Below are 10,799 nucleotides of genomic sequence, written 5' to 3'. Positions count from 1 at the left end.
TATTACTATTTTTACAGCACAAAACGAAGATATGTCCACAGCCAAAAAGGAATACAAACGAATTACCGTCAAATCTCTGACCGAGATGAAGGCAACCCACCAGAAAATAAGCATGTTAACTGCTTATGACTTCACGATGGCCAAAATCATCGATAGTGCTGGTGTGGATGTTATTCTTGTGGGCGATAGTGCGAGTAACGTAATGGCGGGTCACGAGACGACCTTGCCTATCACACTGGACCAGATGATTTATCACGCAAGCAGCGTGGTGCGTGGTACAGAGCGTGCGCTGGTGGTTGTGGATTTGCCTTTTGGTAGTTATCAAAGTGACCCTAAAGAGGCGTTGCGATCAGCCATCAGAATCATGAAAGAAAGTGGCGGTCATACAGTGAAACTGGAAGGTGGCAGCGAGGTCAAGGAATCCATCAAACGCATTCTAAACGCTGGAATTCCCGTGATGGGGCATTTAGGCCTCACACCGCAATCGATCTATAAATTTGGAACCTACACGGTACGAGCCAAAGAAGAAGAAGAAGCTGAAAAACTCAAGAATGATGCGCTTGCATTGGAAAAACTGGGATGTTTTGCGCTAGTACTGGAAAAAGTGCCTGCTAAACTCGCTCAAGAAGTCGCTGAAAGTCTATCGATTCCTGTCATAGGAATAGGTGCTGGTGGTGGCGTTGATGGTCAGGTGTTGGTTTCTCACGACATGTTTGGTATGACTCACGAGTTTCATCCAAGATTCTTGAGACGCTATATGAATCTTTATGAAGATATGGGCAGCGCGGTCTCTCAATACATTAGCGATGTGAAGAGCTCTGATTTTCCCAACGATAGCGAGCAGTATTAACCTACTCGATCTCCATTCGATCATAAATACCTTGAAGTACCAATAAATCTATAGGATTTTCAATAGAATTATTGGCGTCTTGTATCATCATGCTAGCTTCACGGTGCAACACTTCTTTATAATCCTCATTGATGGGGTCGATACGCAATAGATGTGCGATCATATCTAGCAATTTTTGCATAACTGTAACATCGTGTTTACAGTAGGTTCTGAAAGGAGCCAGTACGTTAAATATGAGTTCTTTAAAGGTGATGGTTTTAAGGTTGATGATAGGATTTTCATCCTCGTCTAAAACGATGCTTTTATCGCTCTTTTGCATGCGTAGTGCAAACAATTCCGTTAGGTAATTGATGGTGTCTAAGGCCGTACCTGGATCGTTGATTCCGGGTGACATGGCTTTGATTCCTATCTCTGTAATTTGCTTGAATCCCAGGACGTAGTTGTCGCTTACTAACTCAGATTCTGTGAAATTGAAATTTTTTGCCAATTCCTTTACCTGCTCATCAGTAAGTTCTTTTTCTGATTTGATGTACTCTTGATTTTTAAAAACATAAAGACCTTTTGTAGCGATCAAATCAAATTTAGTATCGCATTGCTTTGCGAGGTCGAGCAGACCAGAAATGCTTATGTTTTGCATAGTACCACTTCGGGTTGCATGGTAGGTGTACCAACCGGATGAATCTGGAAATTCCTGACCGTAATCTTTTTCATCGACTACGTATTGAAGACGCTTTCGCGAAAGCGTGTAAATATTCTTCAATATGTTATTGATCTGGATACTGGTGGATATGCTATGAATGAAGTAAACGAATGCTCCTAATGCAAACACAGCGCTAATGATACCTATCAAAACGGAGAATCCAGGTAGTTGATAATTATCACCATCTGGTTCGATTCCCATCATGGTGATGATGTTATACAGGATCATCGCTAGAAATATTCCCAATATTGTCTGGTGCTTCCTGTTGGAGATTAGGCTGGGCAAAACTCTTGGTGAATAATTAGCCGCTGCCTGACTCAAGAGCAGCATTACCATGGAAAAGGAGAACACTAACATGCTTAGACCACCTGCAATAAGGGTGGTCAAAAGATTGCGTGCTGTATCCCTATTGTTAATTACTAGAACTGGAGCATTTTCTTGTACAAATCCAGACACGCCTCTAGACTCTGCATACATCATAGCAAATGCAAAAAAAACTGCTAAAATGGAGTAAAGCGTAGGATAAAACGCAATAGTGTTGGTAATTACATTGAAAAAGGAGCGCAGTCGAGTAATTATAATCATGCGTTAAATTTAAAGGTGTAGGAAGCGCTCCTGGGTTAATAATTTCATAAGGATTGATTATTTTCACGCAAACAATGATTGCTATGTCTTATACCATACAGGAAAAAACGGATATCCTGAAAGAATTGATTGCAATGGCACATGCTGATGATCATCTTAAAAAGGAAGAAGTCGAATTTATAAAGGCGATTGCTAGTCGTATCGAGGTAGATGAAGAACAACTGCGCATAATGTTGGACAATCCTGATAAAGAACCTGTGCAACCACCTAAACAATTTGTCAAACGTATCATTCACTTTCATAGATTGATGTTAATGATGCACATTGACGGTAATGTGGACGATAGTGAACTACAACTTTTACATGAAATCGCCTTGCGTTATGGTATACGCGGCCTGACGGTCAACAAATTGTTATCTACTATGGAGAAATATCCACATGGTGAGATACCGCCTAGCGAATTGCTAGAAATTCATTCTGAGACGAGTAATTAGACAACTTGACAGTGTAATACAGAATAAAAAGCGACATTGTGTCGCTTTTTTGCTTTGGTATTTATTTTGACTAATGCTATGTGTAATTATTAATCTAAAATTTTCAATTATGAAATTAGCACATAGAACAGCAAACAATTGGTTACCATCTTTAATAGATGAAATGTTTAACAACGATTATTCTGGAGGTACTGCTTTACCCTTAAGTCAACCTGCCGTGAACATCGCAGAAACCGACGAGCGTTTTCACCTTGAAATGATCATTCCTGGTTTTTCTAAGGAAGATGTTGCGATTGAAGTGGATAAGGATGTCTTGACCATATCTTCTGAGGTAGAGGAAGAGAATGAAGAAAAGACAGAGCAGTTCACCAGAAAGGAATTCACAAAGCGTTCTTTCAAAAGAAGTTTCAACCTACCGGAAACCGTGAATCAGGATCAAATCCAAGGATCTTACGAGAACGGAATTCTAAGTATTGAACTTCCCAAAAAAGAAGAAGCATTACCACAACCAAAGAGAATGATTTCTTTGAAGTAATAAATTGTGGAATTAGCCTGTTAATTGCAGAATGCAAAAAAAATCCCAGCCGCTAGGCTGGGATTTTTTATTAATTGCGAATGAGATTGATAATGACCCATTTTGTTCCATCGCTTTGTACTGTAACACTTCGTTGTTCAAGCGGATTTTTATTCAAATTAAAAGTTGATGATACTGAGCTGTTTCCAGGATAAAAGAACCCATTTCCTGATGTGGTGATCGTGAGATTGTCGGAATTAAGACCCAAAGCGATAGTGTATTTTTTACCCAAATTAGCTGCAGATGCTTCTGGAATGGAAATGTCACCTGTAATTAGTACAGTATCATCTGTATCTGCAATCGTACCAGTATTAATAGTTCTAATCGATGATCTTTCAGTTTCTGATATGGATTGCCAACTCGCAACGCCAGCGCCATTTGTAGTGAGAACTTGACCACTGAGACCATCTGTTGTAGGTAGGTTGTAGCCATCTCCAGCGAGATTAGAATTGCGAATTCCAAAATTTGGACCGATAAATATACCGGAATACTTGTTGGTAGAAGTGCTCCCAACCACTTCACTATACACACCATAAATGTTGCCAGTACTTGAGCCATCACCTACTATCGAACGTATACCGTAATTGTCTAGTCCACTTCCAACGATGTTTCCAATTTTGTTGTCAATACCAATGACATTGCCACCGTTCGTTGCGCTTGAATTATCGAATACCTCATTTAAAAACCCAACATGATTTGCAGTTCCAGCTGCAGTAACGATGGATCTGATTCCAACCTTATTACCTCTACTACCATCTGTTGGGTCCGTAGACCTCGAAGGTGTCGTTGCGTTGTTGGAGTCAATACCATAAGTATTACCTTGTGCTGTTGAAGAATTAGAATTATCTAACTTCAATGCTGTTCTTGCTAATCCCGTGAGAGGTTCTGTGCTTGATATTTCAATGTTCAACCTTCCAGAATTCAAAGAACCCCCTATACTTACATTTCCAGACCTTCTGATATTAGCGGTAGTGTTAGAAGCTAGATTTCCAGTAGCGTCATTGTTTACAAATGCTCCAGAAGCAGTATCATTTACATTGACAAAACTCGATCCATTAAAAAAATAAAAACCAGCAGGGTTGCTGCCATCAATTGTGGTTAGGTAAATGATCATTCCCGTTTGTTCTATTGTTGGAAATTCAATTCCAGAAGGAAGGACATTAACGCGAGGTATGAGTATACCGTCTGTAGCTTTTGGAGCATCAGGGTCATCGACCACAACATCTAATAAACTTTTGGGTTCTATGGTATTGATACCAACCTGCGCCATTGCATGGAAAGAAATCGTAAGAATAATGGTTACGACAAAAAGTAATTTTAACTTCATAGCTAGCAAGATGTTAGATAACGAAGTTAAGATTCTATCTCTATGATATTGAACGTGTTTGGCCAAGTTTGCGACGCTTGGCGTTCTATTTTGTACAACGTCTAAAATAAACGTTGAATTATAGATATAATCGTTGAATTACTGTTCTAAATTGGCCGTTTTTATATTTCAGAGATTTTTTCTTGAAGCATTTTTATTTGATCTCGCAAACGTGCCGCTTCCATGAAATCCAGTTCTTTAGCGGCTGCTTCCATTCGTTTACGAGTATCTCTTACCTTTTGTTCCAATTGTGGTTTTGACATGTAGGTAGCTTCCTCTTCTGCAGCCTGCAAATTCAACGTTTCTTCGATCGCATAAACTGCTTTGGTTTTTCCTGAAAGTGCACTATCCAGAGTTTTCTTGATCGCCGTAGGCGTTAATCCGTGCTTGGTGTTGTACTCAATTTGTTTGGATCTGCGGTAATCGGTTTCATCCATTGTTTTTTGCATGCTCTCGGTGATCTTATCTGCATATAGAATCGCTAATCCATTCACGTTACGAGCGGCACGACCTATGGTTTGGGTCAATGATCTATTGTTTCTTAGAAAACCTTCCTTATCGGCATCTAGAATGGCAACTAAAGATACTTCTGGTAAGTCTAGTCCTTCACGTAAGAGATTGACACCAATCAACACGTCAAATATCCCTTTACGTAGATCTGACATGATCTCCACACGTTCTAGAGTATCGACATCACTGTGAATGTAACGACATCTTATGTTGATTCGGGAAAGGTATTTAGTCAATTCTTCTGCCATACGCTTGGTAAGCGTGGTGACAAGAACGCGCTCGTCACGTTCTTCACGTAATCTTATTTCTTCAACCAGGTCGTCAATTTGATTTTGACTGGGTCGTACTTCTATAATGGGATCCAGCAGGCCAGTTGGTCGTATGATTTGCTCTACTACGATTCCTTCGCTTTTTTCCAGCTCATAATCGGCTGGTGTGGCACTCACGTAGATCACTTGATTTTGCAAGGCCTCAAATTCTTCAAATTTTAGAGGTCGATTATCCATAGCAGCTGGCAACCTAAATCCATAGTCCACCAAATTCACCTTTCTGGATCTGTCACCACCATACATGGCACCAACTTGTGGAACGCTTACGTGGCTTTCATCAATGATCATCAGGAAATCATCTGGAAAATAATCTAGCAAACAGAAGGGTCGTGTTCCTGGCATCCTACCGTCTAGATATCTACTGTAGTTTTCAATTCCAGAACAATAGCCCAATTCCCTTATCATTTCCAGGTCAAACTCGGTTCGCTCCTGTAGGCGTTTTGCTTCAAGTGGTTTACCTATTTCCTTAAAGTAGTCAATTTGTTTTACCAGGTCTTCTTGAATCGCGTGTATCGCGCCCTGCAAACGATCTGGAGAAGTCACAAACATGTTTGCCGGATAGATGGTAATGGTTTGATACTTTTCTATAACCCGACCATCCGTTGGATTGAAGCGTTCGATTTCTTCTATTTCATCGCCAAAAAAGTGGATTCTAAACGCCGTATCTGCATAACTGGGAAACACGTCTAGGGTGTCCCCATTGATTCTAAAATTACCACGATTAAATTCCGCTGTGGTTCTGGAATACAAACTTTGAACGAGTTGCTTCAAAAGATCTGTACGAGCAATGACTTGATCCTGATTGAGGCGTATGACGTTTTTCTGAAACTCTACAGGATTTCCAATACCATAAAGACAGGAAACAGATGCTACTACGATAATATCACGACGTCCCGACAATAGGGAAGAAGTCGTAGAGAGTCGCATCTTCTCAATTTCTTCATTAATGGAAAGATCTTTTTCTATGTACGTACCGCTGGTAGGAATGAACGCTTCTGGCTGATAGTAGTCGTAGTAGGACACAAAATACTCCACCGCATTTTCTGGAAAAAACGCCTTGAATTCTGAGTAGAGTTGTGCGGCCAGTGTCTTGTTGTGACACAATACCAAAGTTGGTTTTTGAACCTCTTCCACCACATTTGCTACCGTAAAAGTTTTACCACTTCCGGTAACACCCAGCAGGGTTTGGTAACGTTCTTCTGCTTTGACTCCAGTAACCAGTTTTTTGATCGCGCTAGGTTGATCGCCAGTAGGCTTGAAGTCTGATACTATCTTAAAATCCATATGTTGTAAAAATAGATTTTTTGGAATCTCGCTTTCGCGAAAGCGTCGTTAAAATAAACACCTTAAAAAAAAAGCCTCTGTAAAAGAGGCTTTCTATAATTAGATTTTGACGCGCCAGCCGTGCTGGTCTGGTGCGCGATTGTATTGAATATCCACTAACGCCTTTTTAAATTGGTTGGAATAGCTGTTTTCTAATTCTGGCAACTCAAAGGTGTAATCATGGTGCTTGTAGCCTTTGATAGGAACAACCACTGCCGCGGTACCACTACCAAAGAGTTCCTTGAGCTCACCATTCTTTGCAGCTTCGTTGATCTCATTGATGCTCACGCGACGTTCTTCTACATCTATTCCCATGTCTTTGGCAATCTGGATAATGCTGCGGCGGGTCACACCATTAAGAATACGGTCGTTGTGAGGTGCGGTCAATAATTTATCACCTATACGCACGAAAATATTCATGGTTCCAGCTTCTTCCAGATATTCATGGGTAGCAGCGTCTGTCCAGATGATTTGTTGATAACCTTCTTGAATCGCGAGGCTATTGGGGTAAAAACTAGCTGCATAATTACCGGCAGCTTTTGCATAACCTATACCACCATCTGCTGCTCTAGAATACTCTGTAGCAATGACAACGCGCACATCACCACGATAGTAGGATCTAGCGGGAGACATTACGATCATAAATTTATATTCTGTTGCTGGAGCTGCGGCAACACCGTTCTCACTAGCAATCATAAAAGGTCTCAAATAAAGGGACAAACCATCGCCGTGGCGTACCCAATCTCGATCAAGATTGACCAGCTCTTTAAGCCCATCCATAAATACATCTTCTGGTACTTCTGGCATGGCAAGTCTTTTGGCACTGGCGTTGAATCGTATCCAGTTATCTTCTGGACGGAAAAGAAAGACATCATCATTCTCATCCTTAAAAGCTTTCATTCCTTCAAAAATTGCCTGACCGTAATGAAAGACCTTGCAACTAGGTTCTACCATGATAGGTCCGTAAGGTTTTATTTCAACGGTACTCCAGCTACCATCCTTCCAGGTGCACTCGAGCATATGGTCCGTAAAGGTTTTACCAAAAGTTAGGTTCTCAAAATCAGTGGAATCAAGTTTAGAATTCCGAACTTTGTCAATAGCAATTTGGTGAGTGTGATTCATTGGGTATTTCTATTTTTGCAAAGATAGTAGTTATGCCATTATTATCGACATTGTCAAATTCTTAATTTTAAACCAAAATTTTAAAGATGAAACATTTATTTGCTCTATTTTTTATCACATTGACAATAGTGGGTTGTCGTGATGCCCAAGAAAATGATGAAACACCAGCGGTGAATGAAGACCAGCTAGAAGAAGTAGCTTTTACCAATTATGGAGATGACGTGACTGCAGACTCCTACATCAAGTCTGGAGACCTTACCTATTTGTTTTCTCAATTGAAACCCAATGATACGGTGAAAGTTAAAGTGCGTACGGTGATCAACGAAGTATGTGCCAAAAAAGGTTGTTGGATTGAAGTGCCTGTGGGCGACGATCAATCAGCTAGAGTTACTTTTAAGGATTACGGATTCTTTTTGCCTAAAAACAGTCAAGGAAAAGAAGTAGTGCTTTCAGGAAAAGCTTTCAAAAGCGTGACCAGTGTAGAAGATGCTAGACATTATGCGATGGACGGTGGTAAAAGCCAGGAAGAAATTGACGCTATTACTGAAGATCAAATTACCTTAAGCATCGTTGCCGATGGCGCTTTGGTAGAAACCTATGAAGGTGCAGACGTTTTTGTGCCAGCTCCAGCAGAAGAATCAGAATAAGTGAAACGAGAAATCATGACCACAGGCGATGGTTCCAAAACCATCCACATGCCTGATCTTAATGAACAATACCATTCTAAACACGGCGCGCTTCAAGAGGCGCGCCATGTGTTTATAAAAATGGGGTTGGAGCATTGCCTAGAGCAGTATCCAGAGCTTAGCGAGCTTCATATTTTAGAATATGGCTTTGGAACGGGATTGAATGCTTTGCTAACTGCGGTATATGAAACACCAGTGAAGATTCTTTACACGGGAATGGAAGCATTTCCTGTGACTATTGAAGAAATTGACGCCATGGATTATGGTTCCTTGATTGAAGAGGAGCTGTTATTCAAATCCATCCATCAAGCTTCATGGGATGAGAACGAGGCCATTTCAGATAGATTTCAATTGGTTAAAAAACAAATGACCTTTGAATCGGTAGCATTTGAAAATCAATTTGATCTTGTCTATTTTGATGCCTTCGGGCCACGAACCCAGCCAGAATTGTGGGAACTCAGTATTTTTCAAGCAGCGTTTAAAGCGTTAAAGAATAGTGGTGTCTTGGTAACCTATTGTGCTGCCGGCCAGGTAAGACGCAATTTGCAAGAAGCTGGATTTCATGTAGAACGATTGCCTGGACCACCAGGAAAACGCGAAATGCTAAGAGCTACAAAAGCATAACTTTTATTTTGAATTTGCTGTTTGTCGGTTCAAAAATGCTATTTCAATACCGCTTTTCATCCATCATTTAATATAAGCTTCACGGGTTGCGCGGTCGTTACCCGTTATTTTTACGTCAAAGCTAAAAAAGGAATTATGAGTGAGTTGGTACGCAGTTTAGAACCCTTGACGTTATGGAACCATTTTGCAGATTTAAATGCCGTTCCTAGACCATCAAAGAAAGAAGAAAGAATAAGGCAATTCATGGTTGATTTTGCCAAAACATTGAACCTAGTTGTCCTGCAGGATGATATAGGTAATGTAATCATTAAAAAACCAGCAAGTCCAGGAATGGAAGATCGCAAAACGGTGATCCTTCAATCTCACCTGGACATGGTGCATCAAAAGAATAATGATACCCAGTTTGATTTTGACACTCAAGGCATCGAGATGGAAGTCAAAACAGACCGAGTTACCGCAAAAGGTACCACGCTAGGAGCAGATAACGGCATAGGCGTCGCTGCTATTATGGCCATCCTATCTTCAAGAAATGTGGCTCATCCACCTATAGAAGCCTTGTTTACCATTGATGAAGAAACCGGTATGACAGGCGCCAAACAATTAGACAAAACTATCCTAACAGGTCAGATTCTGTTGAATCTGGATACTGAAGAGGATGACGAGATCGACATAGGATGTGCCGGTGGTATCGACATCACAGGTACCAAAACTTATACCTTAGAAAGTCTGGACTCAGACTTTGTAACAAAAAAGCTCACCGTCAAAGGTCTTAAAGGCGGCCATAGTGGTATGGACATCCATAAGGGATTGGGAAATGCCAACAAAATCATCACCCGATTGATGGACGCCATGCAGAAAAAAGGAGTGGTCCACTTGCAGGAATTTCAAGGTGGTAGTTTAAGAAATGCCATACCTAGGGAAGCGGTTAGTGTGGTTCGCTTTCGCGAAAGCGAACTAGAAAACATCATGGCTTCATTTGAAAGATGTAAGTCAGCTATTGAAAAAGAGTATCAATCGCTGGAACCTAATTTATCCATCAGTATCGAGGATGCTGCCAGTAAAGAGGTTTTGAATGGTGAAGACAGCAAACATTTAATCTACATGATTCTGGGTATTCAAAATGGTGTCTATCGATGGAGTCCGGACTTTGAAGATCTAGTTGAGGCCAGCAATAACCTAGCTCGCATCCAACTGAGCGATGGACAACTTGAAGTGGCTTGTCTAACCAGATCATCAGTAGAGAGTGTGAAAGACGACCTGAAAGCCACGGTGCGTGGTGTCATGGAATTAAATGATCTAGATGTTGTCTTTTCTGGAGATTATCCAGGTTGGGAACCTAGACAAGATAGCGAAATCCTCAATGTGGCTACCAGTATCTACACAGACCTATTTACACAAGAACCTAGAGTGGTGGCCTGTCACGCCGGTCTGGAATGCGGGATTTTAGGAGAACGTTATCCAGATCTGGACATGATTTCTTTCGGTCCTAATATTAGAGGTGCACACAGTCCAGATGAATACGTAGAAATACGATCCGTTCAGAAATTCTGGAAGTACCTACTGGAGATCTTGAAAAACGTGCCAAAAATATAATGCTTCATAGCACAAACAAAAAACCGCTGCAAGACGCAGCGGT

The 10,799-nt window shown here is 40.9% G+C and carries 10 protein-coding genes; 6 read left to right on the top strand and 4 right to left on the bottom strand.

The genetic code is table 11. From position 1 onward, the window contains the following. Nucleotides 1–31 precede the first annotated feature (31 nt). A complete protein-coding gene (gene panB, locus BST86_RS06445) occupies nt 32–850 on the top strand; it encodes a 3-methyl-2-oxobutanoate hydroxymethyltransferase (protein ID WP_105982551.1) in 819 nt (272 codons plus the stop codon). A 1-nt stretch (nt 851) separates the two neighbouring features. Here panB and BST86_RS06440 read toward each other — a convergent pair whose 3' ends face one another. Beyond that, nucleotides 852–2,135, bottom strand: coding sequence for a DUF2254 domain-containing protein (locus BST86_RS06440; protein ID WP_105982550.1), 1,284 nt, complete (start codon nt 2,133–2,135; stop codon nt 852–854). An 83-nt stretch (nt 2,136–2,218) separates the two neighbouring features. On the opposite strand from BST86_RS06440, the gene BST86_RS06435 reads away from it, so the two are divergent. Further along, nucleotides 2,219–2,629: a tellurite resistance TerB family protein gene (locus tag BST86_RS06435; protein ID WP_105982549.1), complete on the top strand. Its 411-nt coding sequence runs from the start codon at nt 2,219–2,221 to the stop codon at nt 2,627–2,629. Between the two features lie 109 nt (nt 2,630–2,738). Continuing rightward, nucleotides 2,739–3,164 carry an Hsp20/alpha crystallin family protein gene (locus tag BST86_RS06430; RefSeq protein ID WP_105982548.1) on the top strand — a complete coding sequence of 142 codons (426 nt, stop codon included), beginning with the start codon at nt 2,739–2,741 and terminating at the stop codon, nt 3,162–3,164. A gap of 70 nt (nt 3,165–3,234) precedes the next feature. Here the strand turns inward: BST86_RS06430 and BST86_RS06425 are convergent, their stop codons facing one another. From BST86_RS06425 to BST86_RS06415, 3 genes are all read right to left on the bottom strand, one after another. After that, nucleotides 3,235–4,530, bottom strand: a complete 1,296-nt coding sequence (locus tag BST86_RS06425) for an autotransporter outer membrane beta-barrel domain-containing protein (protein WP_146126721.1) — start codon at nt 4,528–4,530, stop codon at nt 3,235–3,237. A gap of 161 nt (nt 4,531–4,691) precedes the next feature. Then, the gene (uvrB, locus tag BST86_RS06420; protein ID WP_105982546.1) at nt 4,692–6,692 is read right to left on the bottom strand and encodes an excinuclease ABC subunit UvrB; all 2,001 of its coding nucleotides are present in this window, start codon (nt 6,690–6,692) and stop codon (nt 4,692–4,694) included. Between the two features lie 99 nt (nt 6,693–6,791). Next, entirely contained in the window at nt 6,792–7,853 is a 1,062-nt protein-coding gene (locus BST86_RS06415) for a branched-chain amino acid aminotransferase (RefSeq protein WP_105982545.1), read from the bottom strand. 86 nt (nt 7,854–7,939) lie between these two features. Between BST86_RS06415 and BST86_RS06410 the strand changes: the two genes are divergently transcribed. The 3 genes from BST86_RS06410 to BST86_RS06400 all read left to right on the top strand — a co-directional run bounded on the left by BST86_RS06410 (nt 7,940) and on the right by BST86_RS06400 (nt 10,756). Beyond that, nucleotides 7,940–8,500, top strand: coding sequence for a DUF4920 domain-containing protein (locus BST86_RS06410; protein ID WP_105982544.1), 561 nt, complete (start codon nt 7,940–7,942; stop codon nt 8,498–8,500). Continuing rightward, a complete protein-coding gene (gene mnmD / locus BST86_RS06405) occupies nt 8,501–9,163 on the top strand; it encodes a tRNA (5-methylaminomethyl-2-thiouridine)(34)-methyltransferase MnmC2 (protein ID WP_105982543.1) in 663 nt (220 codons plus the stop codon). It abuts the gene before it with no gap. Nucleotides 9,164–9,298: 135 nt separating this feature from the next. Next, a complete protein-coding gene (locus BST86_RS06400) occupies nt 9,299–10,756 on the top strand; it encodes an aminoacyl-histidine dipeptidase (RefSeq protein WP_105982542.1) in 1,458 nt (485 codons plus the stop codon). The last annotated feature ends 43 nt before the right edge of the window (nt 10,757–10,799 follow it).

The sequence above is a fragment of the Nonlabens agnitus genome (assembly GCF_002994045.1).
Lineage (GTDB): Bacteria > Bacteroidota > Bacteroidia > Flavobacteriales > Flavobacteriaceae > Nonlabens > Nonlabens agnitus.
Note: the sequence above shows the minus strand (reverse complement) of the source record. Positions and strands in the feature narration are given on the sequence as shown.

Bases quoted from the DNA above. Each gene is read 5' to 3' on its own strand.
- panB (WP_105982551.1), top strand. From the start codon at position 32: ATGTCCACAGCCAAAAAGGAATACAAACGAATTACCGTCAAATCTCTG.
- BST86_RS06440 (WP_105982550.1), bottom strand. From the start codon at position 2,135: ATGATTATAATTACTCGACTGCGCTCCTTTTTCAATGTAATTACCAAC.
- BST86_RS06435 (WP_105982549.1), top strand. From the start codon at position 2,219: ATGTCTTATACCATACAGGAAAAAACGGATATCCTGAAAGAATTGATT.
- BST86_RS06430 (WP_105982548.1), top strand. From the start codon at position 2,739: ATGAAATTAGCACATAGAACAGCAAACAATTGGTTACCATCTTTAATA.
- BST86_RS06425 (WP_146126721.1), bottom strand. From the start codon at position 4,530: ATGAAGTTAAAATTACTTTTTGTCGTAACCATTATTCTTACGATTTCT.
- uvrB (WP_105982546.1), bottom strand. From the start codon at position 6,692: ATGGATTTTAAGATAGTATCAGACTTCAAGCCTACTGGCGATCAACCT.
- BST86_RS06415 (WP_105982545.1), bottom strand. From the start codon at position 7,853: ATGAATCACACTCACCAAATTGCTATTGACAAAGTTCGGAATTCTAAA.
- BST86_RS06410 (WP_105982544.1), top strand. From the start codon at position 7,940: ATGAAACATTTATTTGCTCTATTTTTTATCACATTGACAATAGTGGGT.
- BST86_RS06400 (WP_105982542.1), top strand. From the start codon at position 9,299: ATGAGTGAGTTGGTACGCAGTTTAGAACCCTTGACGTTATGGAACCAT.